Source organism: Actinomadura sp. NPDC048955 (genome assembly GCF_040649435.1).
GTDB classification, from domain to species: Bacteria; Actinomycetota; Actinomycetes; order Streptosporangiales; family Streptosporangiaceae; genus Spirillospora; species Spirillospora luteofluorescens.
Genome location: NZ_JBEZJI010000023.1, coordinates 45128 through 63941 on the forward strand (window position 1 = coordinate 45128; position 18814 = coordinate 63941).

Genomic DNA, 18814 nt, shown 5'->3' on the forward strand with positions numbered 1-18814 from the left:
GCTGGTCAGGCGTCCTGGACGTAGTCGCGCAGGTGGCGGGCGGTGAGGGTGTCGGCGCCGGTGACCAGGTCGGCGGGCGTGCCGGTGAACACGACGCGGCCGCCGTCGCTGCCGGCGCCGGGACCGAGGTCGATGATCCAGTCGGCGTGGGCCATGACGGCCTGGTGGTGCTCGATGACGATGACGGTGTTGCCGCCGTCGACGAGCCGGTCCAGCAGGGCCAGGAGCTGGTCGACGTCGGCCAGGTGCAGGCCGGTGGTGGGCTCGTCCAGGACGTAGGTGGCGGCCTTCTCGGCCATGTGGATGGCGAGCTTGAGCCGCTGGCGCTCCCCGCCGGACAGGGTGGTGAGGGGCTGGCCCAGCCCGAGGTAGCCCAGGCCGACGTCGGCGAGGCGGTCCAGGACGGCGCGGGCCTGCCCGGCGGTGAAGAACTCGCGGGCCTCGGCGACGCGCATGGCCAGGACCTGGCTGATGTCCTTGCCGCGCAGGGTGTAGGTGAGGACCTCGGCGGTGTAGCGGCGGCCCTGGCACTGCTCGCACACCGAGGCGACGCCGGCCATCATCGCCAGGTCGGTGTAGACCAGCCCGATGCCCTTGCAGGCCGGGCAGGCGCCTTCGGAGTTGGCGCTGAACAGGGCTGGTTTGACGCCGTTGGCCTTGGCGAAGGCGGCGCGGATGTGGTCCAGCAGCCCGGTGTAGGTGGCGGGGTTGCTGCGGCGGGATCCGCGGATGGGGGACTGGTCGACCACGACGACGCCGTCGCGGCCGGGAAGCGCCCCGTGGATCAGGGAACTCTTGCCGGATCCGGCGACGCCGGTGACGACGGTGAGGACGCCGAGGGGGATCTCGGCGTCGACGTTCTTGAGGTTGTGCAGGTTCGCGCCCGTGATGGTGAGGTGCCCGGACGGTTCGCGGACCTTCTCGCGCAGCCGGGCGCGGTGGTCCAGGTGGCGTCCGGTGAGGGTGCCGGACGCGCGGAGCCCGGCGAGGTCGCCGGTGTAGCAGACCCGTCCGCCCTCGGCGCCGGCGCCGGGTCCGAGGTCGACGACGTGGTCGGCGATCGCGATGGTCTCGGGCTTGTGCTCGACGACCAGGACGGTGTTGCCCTTGTCGCGCAGGCGCAGCAGCAGGTCGTTCATTCGGGCGATGTCGTGGGGGTGCAGGCCGGCGGTGGGCTCGTCGAAGACGTAGGTGATGTCGCTGAGGCTGGAGCCGAGGTGGCGGACCATCTTGACGCGCTGGGCCTCGCCGCCCGACAGGGTGGGGGACTCGCGGTCCAGGCTGAGGTAGCCCAGGCCGATCTCGACCAGGGAGTCCAGGGTGCCCTGCAGGGCGGCCAGCACCGGCGCGACGGACGGCTCGGTGATCTCGCGCAGGAAGGCGGCCAGGTCGCTGATCTGCATGGCGGCGCAGTCGGCGATGTTGAGCCCGCCGATTCGGCTGGCGAGGGCGGCGGGGTTGAGGCGGGTGCCGCCGCACGCCTCGCAGGCGCTGAAGGCGACGGCGCGCTCGACGAACGCGCGGATGTGGGGTTGCAGCGACTCGGTGTCCTTGTCCAGGTAGAGCCGCTTGACCTTGACCAGCACGCCCTCGTAGGTGGTGTTGATGCCGCTGCTCTTGATCTTCGTGGGGGGCTTGTGGAGCAGGTCGTCCCACTGGGCGGGGGTGTAGTCGCGCAGCCTGGCGTCCAGGTCGAACAGCCCCGAGTCGGCGATCACCTTCCAGTACCAGGACCCGACGCCGAAGTTCGGCACGGTGACGGCGCCCTCGTTGAGGGACAGGTCGCGGTCGACCAGCTGGTCCAGGTCGACGCGGGAGGCGCGGCCGAGCCCCTCGCAGGCCGGGCACATGCCCTCGGCGTTGTTGAAGCTGAACGCCGAGGAGGTGCCGGCGCGGGGTTCGCCGATCCGGCTGAAGATGATGCGCAGCATGGTGTGGGCATCGGTGGCGGTCCCGACGGTGGAGCGGGAGTTGGCGCCCATCCGCTCCTGGTCGACCACGATCGCGGCGCTGAGGTTGCGCAGCGCGTCGACGTCGGGGCGGCCGACGCTCGGCATGAAGCCCTGCACGAACGCGGTGTAGGTCTCGTTGATGAGCCGCCGCGACTCGGCGGCGATGGTGCCGAACACCAGGGACGACTTGCCCGATCCCGACACGCCGGTGAACACGGTCAGGCGGCGCTTGGGGACGTCCAGGCTGATGTCGGCGAGGTTGTTCTCCCGCGCGCCGCGGACCTCGATCAGCTCGTGGGCGTCGGCGGCCCGGAGTGCGCCGGCGTGCGGCCCGGGTTCGGCGGTCGTCTGCTGGAGGGGCATGGGCGGCTTCCTCACTCGCTTGATATCTTAGGGCGTAAAGAGATCCTCGATCCGGTTAGTTTATGGCATAAGGAGATGCAGGTTGGTCGTCTTCGCCGGGCAGGGCGACCCGCGCCGCTCGATGGACCTGCTGTGGCGCGGCGCGCCGGCGCCCCGCACGGGGCCGGGGCCGCGGCCGGGGTTGAGCGTGGAGCTGATCGTCGACACCGCGATCGCCGTCGCGGACGCCGAGGGGATGGCGGCGCTGTCGATGCGCGCGGTCGGGGAGCGGCTCGGCCGCACGGCGATGGCCCTGTACACCTACGTGCCGGGCAAGGCCGAGCTGGTCGATCTGATGTACGACCGCGCGCTGGCCGAGCTGCCCGGCGGCTACGACTCCGCGGACGGCTGGCGCGCGGCGCTGACCCGGTGGGCGCAGGACTCCTGGGAGTTCTACCTGCGGCACCCGTGGATGCTGCAGGTGTCGCAGGCGCGCCCGGTGCTCGGCCCGAACGAGTACCGGGCGCTGGAGGCGCTGCTGGGCGTGCTGGCCGGCACCGGGCTGCCGGCGCGGCGGGTGCGGCGCGCGGTGTCGGCGCTGTCGAGCGTGGTGCGCGGCGCGGCGCAGACCCTCGCAGAGTCGCGGCAGGCGGTGCGGGCGACGGGCCTGTCGGAGGCGCAGTGGTGGTACGGCCGGGCCGGCGCCCTGGAGGCGCTGGCGCCCGGGTTCGCCGAGCGCTTCCCGCTGGTGGCCTGGCTGGACGCCGAGGACGCCGTCGGCGGCGCCGAGGACGTCCCGTTCCTGGAGCAGGCGGCGCGGGAGGCGTTCGAGGGCGGCCTGGCCCTGGTCCTGGACGGCATCGCCGCGGCCCTCGACGCCGGCGGCGGGTGACCGGGCGCCGCGTGGCGTGTGACGTGCGTCTCTCGGACGCGCGGGACGTCACATCGGGGGACGCCGAAGGCCTCCTATTGGTATGGAGACCTTCGCGGTCCAGCCGCGCGACACGACCTGCCGCACCCTCCTGCACGCCGCCCACCACGCGTTCCGCCGGGATCTGGACCGGCTCGCGGCGGCCGCGGCGGCGGGCAAGGGCGGGGCGTCGCACGTGCGCGCGGGCTGGGAGAACCTCAAGGAGCAGATCCGGCTGCATCAGGAGCTGGAGGACGGGTGGCTGTGGCCGCGGGTGGAGCGCGCGGTGGCGGGGCGCCGGGCGGAGCGCGCGGTGCTGGAGGAGGTGCGCGCCGACCATGTCCGCCTGGCCCCGCTGATCGCCCGTGTCGACGCGGCGATGGGCGCCGCGCCGGGCCCGGGTTCGGCGGTGGGGGAGGGCGGTGAGCTGTCGGCCGCGGTGCGGGAGCTGCGCGAGGCGCTGGAGCGGCACCTGCTGCACGAGGAGATGAGCGCGCTGCCGCTGGCGGAGTCGGTGCTGGCCGACGCGCAGTGGCGGGAGCTGGCCGCCGAGGCGCGGGGCCGCTGCGAGGCGGGGACGCCGCTGTTCGTCCCGTGGGTGGTGGACGGGATCGGGCCGGTGGAGCGCAGCCGGTTCCTGACGTCGCTGCCCGCGCCGCTGCGGGACCTGAACCGGGTGACGTGGGAGCCCCGCTACCGCAAGCGCCGCCTCTGGAGCGTCTGACCCCGCCGCGGCCCGGAGCGCGGCCCTGGGGTCAGAAGCGTGCGGTGAGCAGGGCCAGGACGGCGACGCCCGCGGTGAGCCAGGCGGCGTAGTCGCCGACGTGGCCCGAGTGCAGCGCGTGCAGGCGGCGGGTGGCGGCGCCGGCGGCGCGGGCCAGGGCGGCGCGCGCCGGGGCCGGGGCCGCCGGGCGGGTCCGGGCGGCGCGGCGGACGCCGGCGGCGGCGACGGCCAGCGCGAGCAGCACGGTGGCGGCCGCCCCGGCCAGGCCCGCCGGTGTCCAGGGCTCGGCGGGCGCCGCGTGCGGGTGGGTGAGGCGGCCGTCCAGGACGAGGGCGGCGTAGGCGCCGCGGTCGGTGAACATCGCGGCGGCGTCGGCGACGGGTCCGCCGGGCAGCAGCCCGGCCGCCAGGCCGGCGGCCAGCAGCGCGACCGCGGGCGCGACCATGACCCAGGGGATGGAGGCGAGGATGCCGGGCGTCTCGGGCCCCTCGTGCTCGCCCAGGTCCGAGGATCCGCCCGGGGCGCCGGTCTCGCCGGGGTCGCGGCGCAGGGGCAGGCCGCGCCACACCACCAGCCACACGCGCAGGGCGGCGCCGGCGGTGACGGCGGACGCGGCGATGGACAGGGGCGTGAACCACCACCAGCCCTGCTCCAGGACGGCGTGCTCGGTGACCGAGTGCCCGGCGAACAGCCCCGACGGCGGGAGCCCGGCCAGGCACAGCCCGCCGACGAGGACGACGGCGCCGGTGACGGGCATGACGCGTCCGCGTCCGCGCAGGTCGCGGGCGTCGACGCTCTGGTACCGGTTCAGCAGTGCCCCGGCGGCCAGGAACAGGGCGCCCTTGACGCCGGCGTGCCCGGCCAGGGAGTAGGCGGTGCCCGCCAGCGCCGCGGGGGTGCCGGCGGCGACGCCGACCAGCAGCAGCCCGGCGTGGCTGATGGTGGAGTAGGCCAGCAGCCGCTTGACGTGGTGCTGCAGGACGCACATGACCGCGCCGAGCAGCGCCGCGGCGGCGCCCAGGACGGCGACGGCGCGCAGCGGCACCAGCCCGGGGAACACCGCCCAGTAGGTCCGCGCGACCCCGTAGACGCCGAGTTCGACCATGACGCCGGAGAACAGGACGCAGACGGGGGTGGGGGCGACGGCGTGGGCGTCGGCGAGCCAGAAGTGGAAGGGGACGGCGGCGGCCTTGACCAGGTATCCGGTGCAGATGAGCACGAACGCGGCGCTGATCAGGGCGCCGGGCCGCCCGTGGGGGGCGGTGCCGGTGAGGTGGCGGCCGAGGGCGGCGAGTCCGAGCTGCCCGGTGCGGCCGTAGACCAGGGCGATGCCGGCGAGGGTGAGGTAGGCGCCCAGGGACTGGACGATGCCGAAGTTGAGGGCGCCGTGGACGGTGGCGGGCTCCTCGGAGCGGTAGCCGGTGAGCGCGAACGCCACGACGCTCATCAGCTCGAAGAACACGAAGGCGTCGAACAGGTCGCCGGTGTAGACGAACGCGCACATGGAGGCCAGGAACAGCAGGATGAGCGCGTGGAAGATCGCCTGGATCTCGGTGAAGTACCGCCAGGAGAACGCCAGCGCGGCCAGGGTGAGGGCGGCGGCGACGCAGGCGAGCCCGGCGGCGAGGGGGTCGGCGGCCAGGGGGATGCCGACGCCGGTGCCGGGGCCCCAGCCGCCGAGCCAGGTGACCTGCGGGTGGCGGGGGGCGCGGGCGAGGGTGAGGGCGGTCAGCGCGGTGACGGCGGCGGCGGTGGCCAGGGCGGTGATGTCGACGACCGGGCGCGGCAGCCACCGCCCGGTGGCGGCGAGGAGGGCGGCGGCCAGGACGGGCAGCGCGACGGTGGCCTGCAGGATCACGGTTCGAGGGTGCGCAGGGCGCCGGGGTCCAGGGTCGCGCGCCGTTTGGCGACCTGCACGGCCAGGGCGAGCAGCAGCGCGGTGACGGTGGCGCCGACGACGATGTCGGTGAGGGTCATGGCCTGCACGACGGGGTCGGTGACGGGCCCGCCGGCGGGGGGCGGGGGCCGGTCGGAGAACACCGGGGCGGTGGCGCCGGCGCGGTAGCCGATGGCCAGCAGCAGCACGTAGGTGCCGGACTGGGTGACCGACACGCACACCACGGCGTGCACGAGGTCGCGGGTGGTGACGACGCCGTAGAGGCCGGCGAGCATGATCCAGCCGGCGGTGAGGTAGGGCAGGGTGCTCACGCGGGCTCCCGGGTGTCGCCGGTTCCGCGGTGCTCGCGGACCAGGAGGGCCTGTTCGAAGAACTTGCCGAGCAGCAGGACCAGGGCGCAGCCGACCTCGATGCCGACGGCGGTGTTGAGGGCGGGGACGCGCTGGGCCGGGGAGGCCCCGGCGGCGGCCAGGGCGAGCAGGACGAACGCGGCGGCGGCGACGGCCTCGGCGGACTCGAACACCGGGATGGGCCGCAGCCGCTGCAGGGCGGGGTAGTCGCCGGCGAGGTAGAGCAGGTGGATCGCGGTGCCGAGGATGACGCCGCCCTGGAAGCCGCCGCCGGGGGACTGGGCGCCGTGCGCGACGATGTAGACGCCGATGAGCAGGGTGAGGGGGAGCAGCAGGTGGCCGACGATGCGCAGCGCGTCGGAGACCTCGGCGGGCCCGTGCCGCAGGGTGGCGCCGTCGCGCTCGTCCTCGCTGCGCACGACGCGCAGCAGCGCCACGGCGGCGATCGCGGCCGACAGCAGGATGAGCTCCTCGCCGAGGGTGTCGAAGGCCCGCTGGTCGAAGTTGACGGAGGAGACGACGTTGGGGGTGCCCCGCCGCACGGCCTGGTGGACGGCGCGGTCGGCGTAGGGGTGCAGGGTCCCGCCGAACGCGGGCAGGCCGAGCGTCCCGGCGGTGAACAGGGCGGCGGTCCCGGCGGCGCCGGCGGCGAAGACCAGGACGCGGGTGCGGGGCCTCACCGGGGCGTCCGTCCGCCGCCCGCGCCCTTGCGGCCGCTCTTGGAGCGCGCGGTGCGGCTCTCCGCCGCTGTGGTGTGGCGGTAGCGGCGGGTGGCGTGCAGGGCGAGGACGACCAGCAGCGGCAGCAGGACGGTCCCGACACCGATCTGCGACATCGCGACGTCGGGCGCCTGGAGGATGAGGAACAGCAGGCCGAGGACCATCCCGTAGCCCGACAGGACGATCGCCTGGCGGACGGTGTCGCGGGTCAGGACGACGGCGGTGGCCATGAGCGCGACCAGGCCGAGGGCGGCGGCGATGAGCGCGTCGGCGAGCGGCCCGGGCAGGGCGTCGAGCGCCGCAGCCGGCGCGGCGCTCGCGTTGCTGAGGGCGGTCGCGGTGGCGGTCATGGCGGGTTCACTCCGATCGGCCGGCGGCGCGTTCGACGGCCTGCCCGGCGGTGACGACGGTGGCGGGGCCGGTCGCGGCGAGCAGGACGGCGATGACGGCGAGCTTGGCGACGTCGTGCCAGGACGACCAGGGGCGCAGCGCCAGCCCGGCGATCAGCAGCGGCGCGGCCAGGACGGTGACGGGCGCGACGGTGTGCAGGCGGGCGGCGGCGCCCCGAGTGAAGGGCAGCCGCACCCCGGCGGCGACGGCCAGGGCCGTTCCGGCCCAGGTCAGCGCGTCGGCGAGCGGGTCCAGACTCATCCGGTCGCTCCCCCTCTCACAGGGTCCGGCTCAGGAACCGGGCGAACACCAGGGACCCGGCGAACGACAGCAGCGCCAGCACCAGGGCGACGTCGAGGTAGGCGGGCCGGCCGTAGGCGGCGGCCAGCAGCACCAGCGCGAGGGTGACCAGCGGCCCGGTGACGATCAACCCGGCCAGCCGCCCGGCGGGCCGCCCGCGCAGGGTGGACAGCAACGCCGGCAGCAGCGCGCCGACCATGACGGCCAGAGCGGGGATCGCGGTGCCCGCGACGTCGGCCTTCACCCGCGGCCTCCTTCTTGCGGGCCTCCTTCTTGCGGGCCCTCTGCGGGCGGGTCGCCGATCAGGCCGGTGCGCCGCAGGCTCCGCTCGAACGGCGACGGGCCGGTCAGGCGGTGCACGCGCAGCAGCCCGCGTTGGGGGTCGACGCCGCCGGCGTAGGCGCCGGGGGAGGCCGACATCAGCAGGGTCGCGGCGCCGCGTCCGGCGGGGCCGGGCGGGCAGCCCTGCGCCGTCCAGTACCCGCCGGACGCGCCGCGCGCGGTGACGCGGGCGGTGTCGGCGACGATCTGGCCGGGCAGCCGCACCAGCGGCTGGAGGAGCCGGACCGGCGCGGCGGGACGGGACGGGCCGCCTTCGGTCCGGCGGGCGGCGCCGGTTATGGTCCCGGTGGTGAGCAGGGCGCGGCGCGCGGCGACGGCGGCGGCGGCGCCCGCGGCGGCCGTCAGCGCTCCGACCGCGATCTCGGTGAGGGAGATCGCCGACACCAGCGCCAGGTACAGCGCCAGCAGCGCCGTCCACCAGGCCAGCGGCTCCGCGGCGCGCCGGGCGGGGCCGGGTCGCGGCGGTGGCCCCGGCGCGTCCGGCGGCTCATCGGGTGGCATGGCGTTCGGCATACCCGGAGCGAGGGTTCCAATCGTCGGCGCGGGACGCCCGCCGCGTCCCGCGATGCCCGGCCGGGCCGCTGCCGGGGGCGGCCCGGATGTTTGCGGTGGCCGGGTGGGGTAGCCCGTGTTACGGCCGACGAACGCGATTCTCCGCCGGTTCGGCAGCACGATCCCCCCGACGGAAGGACGGATGATGGAGACCCCCTCGGTCCCGGGCAACGGGTCCGGACAAGCGAGCAAGAACGTCAGCAGCGCGGCGGGCAAGGCGACGAGCAAGGCGACGGGCACCGCCGAGGCCGCGGGCACGGGCGCCAAGAGCACCGCGAAGGGCACCAAGGACACCGCGCTGAACACGGCCAAGAGCACGGCGGGCACCGCCAAGGACACCGCCGGCACCGCCAAGGACACGGCGAAGGGCGCCACGGGCACCGCGAAGGACACCGCGCAGGGCGTGGCGAAGACCGCGGGCACGGGAGTCGCGCGGGCCGGCGGCCAGGTGGCGGCCTTGCCCGGCCGCGTGGCCGGGGTCGCCAAGCTCCTCACGCTCGGCCGGTTCCTGCGGGCGGTGCCGGTGGCGGGCGCGGCCGTCGCCGGGATCGTCGTCGGGCGCCTGACCGCCCGGAAGCGCTGAACCCTGGCGTCCCGGAAATCCTCCGGCGAGCGCGACGCCCCCGCGGAACTCTTTCCGCGGGGGCGTCGCACGTGCCGAGATGGGCCTTTCCCCCTGACTCGTCCATGACCGGAACCAGATCTCCTGTTTAGGGAGGTTGAGACGGGTACATCGGGGTTCATGCTTCACCCCCAAACGGGTCAACCCCGAGAAGGAGCGATCACATGACTGGGCCGGTCGCCCAGCAGACTTCGGGCAGCAATGTCGTACAGCGCGGCGGCTCCGGCAGCGGCCTCGCCGACGTGGTCGACCTGATCCTGGAAAAGGGTCTGGTCATCGACCTGTACGCGCGAGTCTCGCTGGTGGGAATCGAGATCCTCACGATCGACGTGCGGATCGTGGTCGCGAGTGTCGACACCTACCTGCGGTTCGCCGAGGCGGTGAACCGTCTGGACATCGCTCACGACGGCACCTCGCAGGGCCTGCCGGAGTTCGTTGGCGGAATGCAGGAGTCGGGCGCCAAGAAGAAGACGCGCGGTGCCCTGGAGGGGGCCCAGGAGCGGCTGAAGGAGACCTTCGGCGGCGACTCCGACGATGAAGAGGACGACAAGGAACCCGCGCGGCGCCGCTCGTCGCGCAAGAAGGAGGACGAGGAAGAATGAGCACGCCTCAGACCCCCGGCGGCTCTGAGGCCGGGGACCGGATCCCGCAGTACGTGTACGGGGTCACCCGGTCGGGCGCGTCGCTGCCACCGGACCTGGCCGGCCTGGACGACCGGCCGGTGTCGCTGATCGAGGACGGCGGCTCGGCCGCCGCGGTCGTCAGCGACCTGCCGGCCGACCGCGCCCTGGGCGAGCGCGCCGACCTGGTGGCGCACCAGCGGGTGCTGAACGCGCTGGTCGACGCCGGAACCGTCGTCCTGCCCTTCCGGTTCGGCGCCGCGCTCGCCGACCGCGGCGCGGTCGAGAAGGAACTGCTGGCCGACAACTCCGAACGCTTCGAGCAGGTCCTGGACCAGCTCGAGGGCCGCGTCGAGCTGCGCGTCAAGGGCACCTACGTCGAGGACGCGGTGTTGCGGGAGATCATGCAGAACGACCGCGAGGTCGCCGAGCTGTCGCAGCGGCTCCGGGAGGTCCCGGCCGACGCCGCCGACGCGGTCTACTACGACCGCGTCCGGCTCGGCGAGCTGATCGCGCAGTCGATGCAGCGGCTCCGGGAGAACGACGAGCAGGTCCTGCTGGACGGGGCCGCCTCGGCCGCCGAGGCGTTCACGCGCAAGACCCCGGCCAGGGAGGAGGACGTCCTGGACGCCTCGTTCCTGGTCCGCGCCGACCGCCGCGCCGCGTTCGAGGAGGCCGTGGAGAAGCTGGGCCAGCAGCACGGCGACCGCATCCGCATCCGGCTGATCGGGCCGCTGCCGCCCTACGACTTCGTACCGGAGGCGTGACACGCGATGGGATTCTTCAGCGGGCTGGTCACGGCGCCCCTGGCACCCGTCAAAGGCGTGATGTGGCTGGCCGAGACCCTCACCGAGCAGGCCGAGGCGCAGCTGTACGACCCGGGGCGGATCGCCGCGGAGATGCAGCAGGTGGCGGACGAGTCCGCCGCCGGCGAGATCACCGAGGAGGAGGCCGCCGAACGCGAGGAGGAGCTCATCCGCCGGCTGAACGAGGGCCGCGCCCGCGGCTACCAGCCCGGCGGCTAGGAGGCCGGTGATGTTGTCCGCGTCCAAGGCCGCCGAGATGGCGGTGGAGCACGTCACGGCGATGACCGGCCGGCGCGCCGAGAGCGTCGTGGGAATGGAGCGCACGGAGGAGGGCTGGCGCGTCACGGTGGAGGTCGTGGAGACCCACCGCATCCCCGACTCCGCGGACATCCTCGCGGTCTACGACACCGAGGTGGACGCGGAGGGGGAGCTGGTGAGCTACCGGCGCGCCGGCCGCTACTCCCGCGGACGAGTGGAGAGGAACTGAGCGGCTGTGAGTGAGATCTCCTGGACCGGCCAGCGATCCCCGTCGCGGTCGATGGCCGGGGAGCGGCAGGGCGCCAACCTGGCCGACCTGCTGGAACGCATCCTCGACAAGGGGATCGTGATCGTCGGAGACGTCCGGGTGAACCTGCTGGACATCGAACTGCTGACGATCAAGCTTCGGCTGCTGGTCGCGTCGGTGGACCGGGCGAAGGAAATGGGCATCGACTGGTGGGAGCACGACCCGTCCCTGTCCTCCAAGGCCCGGCAGAAGGAGGTGGACGGCCAGGGCGACCGCGAGCAGCTGGAGGAGGAGAACCGGCGCCTGCGCGAACGCCTGGCCGCCCTCGAGGCGGGCGCCGACGGCGCCGCCGAACGGACCGGAGACGGGAAGGAGTCCTCATCATGACCGCTCCCGGGCTCGCCGGCCAGACCGCCGGCGCCCACGGCACCGCCGGCCCGGCCGACACCGGCGTCTACCTGTACGGGGTGGCGCGGGGCCTGGACGCGGCCGCCCTGGGCGACACCACCGGGGTGGCCGGAGCGCCGGTGCGCGGTGTGGCCGCCGCCGGGCTGACCGCGCTGGTCAGCACCGTCCGCCTCGCCGAGTACGGCGAGGCGGCGCTGCGCGCCAACCTGGAGGACCTGGAGTGGCTGGAGGCCACCGCCCGCGCCCACCACGACGTCGTCGACCGCGCCGCGCACGCCGCCCCGACGGCACCGGTGCGCATCGCGACCATCTACCGCGACGACGCCCGGGTCGCCGAGGTGCTCACCGACGAGGGCGGCCGGTTCACCGAGGTCCTGGACCTCATCGCCGGCCGCTCGGAGTGGGGCGTGAAGGCCTACGCCGATCCCGCGCTGCTGCGCGGCGACACCGGCCAGGACGCCACCGACCCCGGTGGGGGGCTCGCGCCGGGCGCCGAGCCCCCCACCGGCCCCGCCCCCGCGCACACCCCCGGCGACGCCTCGCCGGGCGGGGTGGGAACCGCGTACCTGCGGCGCCGGCAGCAGGAGCGCCGACGCCGCGCCGACGCCGGGCGCCGCGTCGGCGAGCAGGCCGACGCGGTGCACGCCGAACTCGCCGACCACGCCGTCGCGTCCCGGCACCACCCGCCGCAGGACCCGCGGCTGTCGGGCCGGGACGGCACCCAGATCCTCAACGTCGCCTACCTGCTGGACGAGGAGCAGGTGGAGGGGTTCCTCGCGGTGACCCGCGCGGCCGCCGAGAGACTGGCGGGCATCGAGGTGGAGGTGACCGGGCCCTGGCCGCCCTACTCCTTCATCGAGCCGGGGGCGGTGTGACCGCCGTCCTGGACCAGGGCCGCGACGCCCCGATGGAGCGGATCGCGCTGGTCGACCTCCTGGACCGGCTCCTGGCCGGCGGCGTCGTCATCACCGGCGACCTGGTCATCTCCATCGCGGGCGTGGACCTGGTGGAGGTGTCCCTGCGGGCACTGATCACCTCCGTCCGCGACGAGCTGCTGCCCGAGGAGGAACGACCATGAGCCGACCCGACCGCGACATCCCCGGCCGCGACACCCCCGCGCGCGGCGACCGCGAGCGGGGGACCCGCGAACCGGTGAGCGGGGAGGTGTCGGTGCACGACCCCGCCCCGGGGGACCCGTTCACCGACGACATCCTGGCCGGACGCACCGAATCCTCCGGGGACGCCCCGGTGCGCGCCGCGCCCGTCCGGGAGGCGGACCTGCGGGAGCGCTCCTCCCGCACGATGCAGCGGCTGCGCTCGGACCCCGAGACCGTCGAGCGCGACCTGGTGAAGCTCGTCCTGACCCTGGTCGAACTGATCCGGCAGCTCATGGAGCGGCAGGCGCTGCGCCGCGCCGAGGGCGGCGACCTCACCGACCAGCAGGTCGAGGACCTGGGCCTGGCGCTGATGCGCCTGGACGAGGCCATGACCCGGCTCAAGGACCACTTCGACCTGGACGACCACGACCTCAACCTCGACCTGGGCCCACTCGGCCCGCTCCTGCCCGACCACTGACCCGCCCCGCCCGGCGGCGGTCACCGCGGGGCGGCGGTCACCGCCCGTTCACGGCGGTCGCCTTGAAGAAGGTGTAGTGGAACGTGCCTTCGGGGCCCGCCGCGCGGCGCAGGTCGGCCACCGCGCGGTCGAAGTCGGCCGGGGTGGCCAGCCCGGCCGCGACCGCCTCGTCACGGACCGACTCGATCATCGCGGTGAAGGTGTCGCGGGTGAAGGCCCGCGCCAGCTCGGGCCGCGCCCCGTCGGCGTAGACCGTCCTCGGGACGACCTCCACCCGCCCGTACCCGGCCTCGCCCAGCAGTGGCCCCAGCCGCCGCCCGAGCAGCGCGTCACCGCCCGCCGCCGCCTGCAACGCGACCTGATGGGCGATCGCGGCGCGCGCGTGCGCGCTGTCGGGGTGGAAGAACGCCGACCCGTGGTCGCCCTCGATGACGGTGAGGGTCCCCCCGGGCCGCAGCACCCGCCGCAGCGCCTCCAGCGCCCCGCGCGGGTCGGGCACGTGCTCCAGCACGAAGCACACGAACACGTGGTCGAACGCCGCGTCGGGGAACGGCAGGTCCCGCAAATCGGCGCACCGCCACCGCACCCGCGCCTCCGGGAACGACGCCCGCACGCGGGCGCGGGCCTGGTCCAGGGACGCGCGTGACAGGTCCACGGCCGTCAGCCGCATGCCGGGGGACCGCGCCACCAGGTGCACCGTCTGCGCCCCGACACCGCAGCCGGCCTCCAGCACCCGGCTGCCCGCCGGGTAGGCGGTCCCCTCGTGCAGCAGCGCGGCCAGCGCGTCGGCCTGGTCGCCGAGCCGCCGCGCCTCCCGCCCCGAGTACCCGTGCACGTAGCCGCCGGCCCTCATGCTCTCCGACGTGCTCTCCGTCGTGGTGTCCATGGGTCCACCGTGGCCGCACAATGGCCTGATGGACAGATCCAAAGACGGCGAACACGACGGGTCCATAACGCGCGGGTCGGACTTCCTGCAGCTCGACCCCGCCGACGCCCCGCCCGGCGGGCTGGCCGACTGGCTCGCCGGACGGCTCCGCGACGCCGTCGCCGACGGCCGCCTGCCCGTCGGCGCCCGCCTGCCCGCCACCCGTGTCCTCGCCGCCGAACTGCGCGTCTCCCGCGGCGCCGTCACCGAGGCCTACCAGCGCCTCGCCGACGAGGGCCACCTCACCGGACGCGGCCGCGCCGGCACCATCGTCGTCGCGGCGCCCCTCACCCCGGCACCCCCCGCCCAGCCCCCGCACGGCACCACTGGCACCTCCCGTGAGGCCTCCGCCCCGCCGCCGACCCCCGCGCCGTTCCCGCCACGGCCCGGCGCGGACGTGTTCGACGTCCTGCGCGACCAGCCCTCCCGCATCGACCTGTCGCCCGGGCTGCCCGACCTGGCCGCGTTCCCCCGCACGGCCTGGCAGCGCGCCGAACGCACCGTCCTGCGCGACCTGCCCGCCGCCGGCCTCGGCTACGGCGACCCCCGCGGCACCCCCGCACTGCGCCTCGCCGTCGCCGCGTGGCTCGCCCGCTACCGCGGCATCCGCACCGACCCCGCCGGAATCGTCATCGTCGCCGGCACCGCCCAGGCGCTCGGCCTCATCACCCGCGTCCTGGCCCGCGACGGCATCGACCGGATCGCCGTGGAGGACCCCGGCTCCCTCGGCGTCCGCCAGCATCTGGCGCACTGGGGGATGGGCACCCCGCCCGTCCCGGTCGACACCGCCGGGATCCGCGTCGACCGCCTGCGCGCCACCGGCGCCCCCGCCGTCCTGCTCACCCCCGCCCACCAGTTCCCCACCGGCGCCGTGCTCGGCGGCGACCGCCGCCGCGACCTCACACGCTGGGCCGCCGAAGGCGGCCTGGTCATCGAGGACGACTACGACGCCGAGCACCGCTACGACCGGCCCCCCGTCCCCGCACTGCGCTCCCTGCTCACCGACCGCGCCTACTACGCCGGAAGCGTCTCCAAACTCCTGGCCCCCGCCCTGCGCATCGGCTGGATCCTGCCGCCGCCCCGGCACCTGGACGCCCTCGTCGCCGAGAAACGCTTCGCCGACCTCGGCAACGCCGCCCTCCCGCAACTCGTCCTCGCCGAGCTGATGAACTCGGGGGAGATGGAGCGCACCCTGCGGCTGCTCCGGCGCCGCCACCGCCGCCGCCGCGACACGATGATCGAAGCCATCGCCGCGCACCTGCCCGCGTCGGCCGTGCACGGCGCCGCCGCCGGCCTGCACCTCACCGTCACCTTCCCCGGCCGCCTCCCCGACGGCCTGCACGACACCGACCTCGCCGCGGCGGCGCTGGAACTCGGCGTCAAAACCCACCCGCTGTCATGGCACGCGCAACGCCCCCACCCGCCCGGCCTGGTCCTCGGCTACGCCGCCGCCCCCACCTCGGCCATCCCCGACGCCATCGCCGACCTCGCCCGCGCCCTCCACCACCTCACCACCGGCACCGGCCGCCGCGGCGGACATCAGGCCGCCACCGCCCGGGCCGCCAACAACTCGGCCTCCCACAGGTCACGGTAGGCGCCCGCCACCGCCAGCAACTCCTCGTGCCGGCCCCGCTGCACCACCCGCCCCCGATCCAGCACCACCACCTCATCGGCCGACCCCAGCGCCGCCAGCCGATGCGTCACCAGCAGCAGCGTCCCCCCGCCCGGGGCCTCCAGCAGCCCCCGCGTCACCTCGTCCGCCACCACGGGATCCAGCCCCTCCGCCGGCTCGTCCAGCACCAGCACCGGCGGATCGGCCAGCAGCGCCCGCGCCAGCAGCAGCCGCTGCCGCTGCCCGCCCGACAGGCCGCGCCCACCCGCCCCCACCACCGTCTCCCACCCGTCCGGCAGCACCCGCACCACCTCGGCGAACCGCGCCCGCTCCGCCGCCGCCCACAACCGCGCCTCATCCGCGTCCGGACACGCCAGCAGCAGATTCGCCCGCACCGACGCCGCGAACACGTGCGCGTCCTGCGCCAGCCCCCGCACCGCCGCCCGCACCTCCCCAGGCGCATACCCGCCCACGTCCCGCCCACCGAGCAGCACCGCGCCCGACACCACCGGCACATCACCCGACACCGCCGCCAGCAGCGTGCTCTTGCCCGCCCCGCTCGCCCCCACCACCGCGACCCGCCGGCCCCGACCCACCCGCAGATCCACCCCGTCCAGCGCCACCCCGCGCCCGTAGTCGACCCGCACCCCCAGCAACTCCACCTCCAGCGGCCCCCGCGGCACCGCCACCGCACCCGCCGGGCACGGCGCCGGGGGAGCGGCCAGCACCGCCCCGACCCGCCGCACCGCCGGAACCACCTCCCGCAACCGCTGCGCCGCACCCGCCAGCGGCAGCACCGACTCCACCGCCACCAGCGCCGTCAACGCCAGCACCGCCGAACCCACCTCGCCCACACCCGCACCCAGCCCCACCCACACCACCGCCGCGACCGTCACACCCTGCACCACGAAACCGGCCGCACCCACCACCGCCGACACCCGCGCCGCCGACCGCTCCGCCCGCTCCAGCCCCCGCACCGCACCCCGCGCCCGCTCCCCGAACCGGGCCGACGCACCGAACATCGCCAGATCCCGCGCACCCTCCAGCACGTCCAGCGCCCGCACCGCCAACACCTCACGGCCGTCCGCCATCCGCGCCGCCGCGCGCCCACTGGCCACCGCCGCCGCCCCCGGCAGCACCACCCCCGCCACCAGCAGACCCACCGCCAGCACCACCGCCGCCGGCGCCTCCACCAGCGCACACACCCCCACCCCGGCCGCACCCACTACCGCCGACGCCGCCACCGGCAGCACGCACCGCAGCAGCAGATCCTGCACGGCGTCCACATCCGACACCATCCGCGTCAACGCGTCACCGTCCCGAACCCGCCGCGCCCCCGGACGCGCCGCCGCCAACGCGTCGAACACCCGCCCCCGCAACTCCGCCAGCACCCGCAACGCCGCGTCATGCCCCGCCAGCCGCTCCACATACCGCAGCGACCCCTTCGCCAACGCGAACCCCCGCACCGCCACGATCGCCACCGACAAAGCCGCCAACTCCGGACGCTGCGACGCCCGCGCGACCAACCACGCCGCCGCCGCGACCAACCCCAGCCCGCACAGCTCCGCCGCCGCCCCCGCCACACCCGCCGCCACCAGCCGCACCGCGTGCGGACGCACCGCACCCCACACCCCCCTCACGCCGCCTCCTCACCCGCACGACCACCGGCCACCGCGCACACCCGGCCGCCCTCCAGCCGCACCACCCGATCCGCCGCCCGCAGCAACGCCGGACGATGCGCCACCAGCACCGCCGTCCGCCCCGCCAGCAACCGCACCGCCGCATCCACCAGCACCCGCTCACTGTGCAGATCCAGCCGCGCCGTCGGCTCGTCCAGCAGCATCACCGGCCCCCCCGACAGGAACGCCCGCGCGATCGCCAGCCGCTGCCGCTGCCCCGCCGACAACCCCGCACCGCCCTCACCCAGCACCGTCGCCAACCCCTCCGGCAGCTCCCCGACGAAATCCGCCGCGGCCGCCCGCACCGCCTCCTCGACCCGCTCCACCCCAGCACCCGGATCACCCAGCCGGACGTTGTCGGCCACCGACGCCGCGAACAGATGCGGACGCTGCGGCACCCACCCCACACGCGCCCGCCACGCCTCCCCGTCCAGCTCCGCCAGATCCACCCCGTCCACCAGCACCCGCCCCGAATCAGGGGCCACCAAACCCGCCAGCACCAGCAGCAACGTCGACTTGCCCGCCCCCGACGGCCCCGTCACCGCCACCCGCTCACCCGGCCCCACCCGCAGCGACACCCGATCCAACGCCGCCCCGGCCGCACCCGGATACCGGACCGTCACCTCCTCCAGCACGATCCCCGGCGCCCCCGCCCCCACCACCGCCCGGCCCCCGAACCCCGACACCGGCGGCGCGTCCAGCACCGCGAACACCTCCCGCGCCGCCGCCACACCCTCCGCACTCGCATGGAAACGCTGCCCCAGCGCCCGCAACGGCAGATACACCTCCGGCGTCAACACCAGCACCAGCAGACCCGTCACCAGCGCCATCTCCCCGCCCAGCAACCGCAACCCCACCGGAACCGCCACCAACGCCACCGACAACGCGCACACCAGCTCCAGCACCAGCGACGACAGGAACGCCACCCGCAGCGCCCGCACACTCGCCCGCCGATGCTCACCCGCCAGCTCCCGCACCACCACCGACTGATGACCGGTCCGCCCGAACGCCCGCAACGTCCCCAACCCCGCCACCACGTCCCGGAAATGCCCGCCCAACCGGTGCAGCAGCCCCCACTGCCGGCCCGTCAAAGCCGCCGTCCGCATCCCCACCAACGCACCGAACACCGGCACCAGCGGAACCGTCACCGCCACCACCAGCGCCGACGCCCAATCCGCCGCCACCAGCCGCACCAGCACCACCAACGGCACCACACACGCCGCCACCACCTGCGGCACATAACCCGTGAAGAACGGATCGACCCCGTCCAACCCCCGCGTCAGCAACGTCACCCGCGCCCCCGCATCACCCGCCTCCCTCTCCAGCAGCGCCCCCCGCAGATCCCGCTTCACCCGCGCCGCCGCCCGGCCCGCCACCAGCGCCACCACCCACGCCAGCACCGCCCGCCCGGCCACCACTCCCGCCAGCCACGGCAACGGCCCCGCATCCAGACCCGCCACCGCCCGCACCAGCAACTCCGCCTGCACCACCAGCAGGACACCCTGCCCCGCCGCCAACACCACCAGCAGCACCATCACCCGGCCGGCGACCAACCGCAGCAAACGCCGCTCGACACCCTTCACC

General features: G+C 75.4%; 23 protein-coding genes. 12 read left to right on the forward strand and 11 right to left on the reverse strand.

Annotated elements, in window-relative coordinates:
• Positions 1 to 5: 5 nt before the first annotated feature.
• Positions 6 to 2315 (reverse strand): excinuclease ABC subunit UvrA, encoded by a 2310-nt coding sequence (locus AB0C84_RS22205; protein WP_361069335.1) that lies wholly within the window; start codon positions 2313 to 2315, stop codon positions 6 to 8.
• 82 nt (positions 2316 to 2397) lie between these two features.
• Here AB0C84_RS22205 and AB0C84_RS22210 point away from each other — a divergent pair, with 82 nt between their 5' ends.
• Both AB0C84_RS22210 and AB0C84_RS22215 read left to right on the forward strand, forming a co-directional pair.
• Entirely contained in the window at positions 2398 to 3186 is a 789-nt protein-coding gene (locus tag AB0C84_RS22210; RefSeq protein WP_258939737.1) for a TetR/AcrR family transcriptional regulator, read from the forward strand.
• 82 nt (positions 3187 to 3268) lie between these two features.
• Positions 3269 to 3928: a hemerythrin domain-containing protein gene (locus tag AB0C84_RS22215; protein WP_361069339.1), complete on the forward strand. Its 660-nt coding sequence runs from the start codon at positions 3269 to 3271 to the stop codon at positions 3926 to 3928.
• 31 nt (positions 3929 to 3959) lie between these two features.
• Here the strand turns inward: AB0C84_RS22215 and AB0C84_RS22220 are convergent, their stop codons facing one another.
• The 7 genes from AB0C84_RS22220 to AB0C84_RS22250 are packed head-to-tail and all read right to left on the reverse strand — an operon-like array spanning position 3960 to position 8427.
• Positions 3960 to 5786 (reverse strand): complex I subunit 5 family protein, encoded by a 1827-nt coding sequence (locus tag AB0C84_RS22220; protein ID WP_361069342.1) that lies wholly within the window; start codon positions 5784 to 5786, stop codon positions 3960 to 3962.
• Positions 5783 to 6136: a cation:proton antiporter subunit C gene (locus AB0C84_RS22225; protein WP_361069345.1), complete on the reverse strand. Its 354-nt coding sequence runs from the start codon at positions 6134 to 6136 to the stop codon at positions 5783 to 5785. Before AB0C84_RS22225 ends, AB0C84_RS22220 begins: the two co-directional genes overlap by 4 nt.
• Positions 6133 to 6855, reverse strand: a complete 723-nt coding sequence (locus AB0C84_RS22230; RefSeq protein ID WP_361069348.1) for an MnhB domain-containing protein — start codon at positions 6853 to 6855, stop codon at positions 6133 to 6135. Before AB0C84_RS22230 ends, AB0C84_RS22225 begins: the two co-directional genes overlap by 4 nt.
• Positions 6852 to 7244, reverse strand: a complete 393-nt coding sequence (locus AB0C84_RS22235) for a DUF4040 domain-containing protein (protein ID WP_361069351.1) — start codon at positions 7242 to 7244, stop codon at positions 6852 to 6854. The genes AB0C84_RS22230 and AB0C84_RS22235 overlap by 4 nt, the downstream gene beginning before the upstream one ends.
• 7 nt (positions 7245 to 7251) lie before the next feature.
• A complete protein-coding gene (locus AB0C84_RS22240; RefSeq protein ID WP_361069354.1) occupies positions 7252 to 7545 on the reverse strand; it encodes a monovalent cation/H(+) antiporter subunit G in 294 nt (97 codons plus the stop codon).
• A gap of 16 nt (positions 7546 to 7561) precedes the next feature.
• The gene (locus tag AB0C84_RS22245; protein WP_361069357.1) at positions 7562 to 7828 is read right to left on the reverse strand and encodes a monovalent cation/H+ antiporter complex subunit F; all 267 of its coding nucleotides are present in this window, start codon (positions 7826 to 7828) and stop codon (positions 7562 to 7564) included.
• Positions 7825 to 8427 carry a hypothetical protein gene (locus tag AB0C84_RS22250; RefSeq protein WP_361069360.1) on the reverse strand — a complete coding sequence of 201 codons (603 nt, stop codon included), beginning with the start codon at positions 8425 to 8427 and terminating at the stop codon, positions 7825 to 7827. Before AB0C84_RS22250 ends, AB0C84_RS22245 begins: the two co-directional genes overlap by 4 nt.
• A gap of 193 nt (positions 8428 to 8620) precedes the next feature.
• On the opposite strand from AB0C84_RS22250, the gene AB0C84_RS22255 reads away from it, so the two are divergent.
• The 9 genes from AB0C84_RS22255 (at position 8621) to AB0C84_RS22295 (ending at position 13014) form a co-directional block, all read left to right on the forward strand.
• Complete coding sequence (locus tag AB0C84_RS22255) at positions 8621 to 9061, forward strand: hypothetical protein (protein ID WP_361069363.1); 441 nt, start codon at positions 8621 to 8623, stop codon at positions 9059 to 9061.
• A gap of 203 nt (positions 9062 to 9264) precedes the next feature.
• Positions 9265 to 9702, forward strand: coding sequence for a gas vesicle protein GvpJ (gene gvpJ, locus AB0C84_RS22260; protein ID WP_179848988.1), 438 nt, complete (start codon positions 9265 to 9267; stop codon positions 9700 to 9702).
• Positions 9699 to 10487 carry a GvpL/GvpF family gas vesicle protein gene (locus AB0C84_RS22265; RefSeq protein WP_361069368.1) on the forward strand — a complete coding sequence of 263 codons (789 nt, stop codon included), beginning with the start codon at positions 9699 to 9701 and terminating at the stop codon, positions 10485 to 10487. Before gvpJ ends, AB0C84_RS22265 begins: the two co-directional genes overlap by 4 nt.
• 6 nt (positions 10488 to 10493) lie before the next feature.
• Positions 10494 to 10745, forward strand: a complete 252-nt coding sequence (locus tag AB0C84_RS22270) for a gas vesicle protein GvpG (RefSeq protein WP_179848990.1) — start codon at positions 10494 to 10496, stop codon at positions 10743 to 10745.
• A 10-nt stretch (positions 10746 to 10755) separates the two neighbouring features.
• Entirely contained in the window at positions 10756 to 11013 is a 258-nt protein-coding gene (gene gvpO / locus AB0C84_RS22275) for a gas vesicle protein GvpO (protein ID WP_179848991.1), read from the forward strand.
• A 51-nt stretch (positions 11014 to 11064) separates the two neighbouring features.
• Complete coding sequence (locus AB0C84_RS22280) at positions 11065 to 11418, forward strand: gas vesicle protein (RefSeq protein WP_179850012.1); 354 nt, start codon at positions 11065 to 11067, stop codon at positions 11416 to 11418.
• The gene (locus AB0C84_RS22285; protein ID WP_361069373.1) at positions 11415 to 12314 is read left to right on the forward strand and encodes a GvpL/GvpF family gas vesicle protein; all 900 of its coding nucleotides are present in this window, start codon (positions 11415 to 11417) and stop codon (positions 12312 to 12314) included. The genes AB0C84_RS22280 and AB0C84_RS22285 overlap by 4 nt, the downstream gene beginning before the upstream one ends.
• A complete protein-coding gene (locus tag AB0C84_RS22290) occupies positions 12311 to 12517 on the forward strand; it encodes a gas vesicle protein (RefSeq protein ID WP_258939748.1) in 207 nt (68 codons plus the stop codon). Before AB0C84_RS22285 ends, AB0C84_RS22290 begins: the two co-directional genes overlap by 4 nt.
• A complete protein-coding gene (locus AB0C84_RS22295; RefSeq protein WP_361069377.1) occupies positions 12514 to 13014 on the forward strand; it encodes a gas vesicle protein K in 501 nt (166 codons plus the stop codon). Before AB0C84_RS22290 ends, AB0C84_RS22295 begins: the two co-directional genes overlap by 4 nt.
• A 37-nt stretch (positions 13015 to 13051) precedes the next feature.
• Here the strand turns inward: AB0C84_RS22295 and AB0C84_RS22300 are convergent, their stop codons facing one another.
• A complete protein-coding gene (locus tag AB0C84_RS22300) occupies positions 13052 to 13900 on the reverse strand; it encodes a methyltransferase domain-containing protein (protein WP_361069380.1) in 849 nt (282 codons plus the stop codon).
• 28 nt (positions 13901 to 13928) lie between these two features.
• Here AB0C84_RS22300 and AB0C84_RS22305 point away from each other — a divergent pair, with 28 nt between their 5' ends.
• Complete coding sequence (locus AB0C84_RS22305) at positions 13929 to 15533, forward strand: PLP-dependent aminotransferase family protein (RefSeq protein WP_361069383.1); 1605 nt, start codon at positions 13929 to 13931, stop codon at positions 15531 to 15533.
• Here the strand turns inward: AB0C84_RS22305 and cydC are convergent.
• On the reverse strand, positions 15479 to 17191 hold the full coding sequence (gene cydC / locus AB0C84_RS22310) for a thiol reductant ABC exporter subunit CydC (RefSeq protein ID WP_361069386.1): 1713 nt from the start codon (positions 17189 to 17191) through the stop codon (positions 15479 to 15481). The genes AB0C84_RS22305 and cydC overlap by 55 nt on opposite strands.
• Positions 17188 to 18813, reverse strand: coding sequence for a thiol reductant ABC exporter subunit CydD (cydD, locus tag AB0C84_RS22315; protein WP_361069389.1), 1626 nt, complete (start codon positions 18811 to 18813; stop codon positions 17188 to 17190). Before cydD ends, cydC begins: the two co-directional genes overlap by 4 nt.
• Position 18814: the final 1 nt, after the last annotated feature.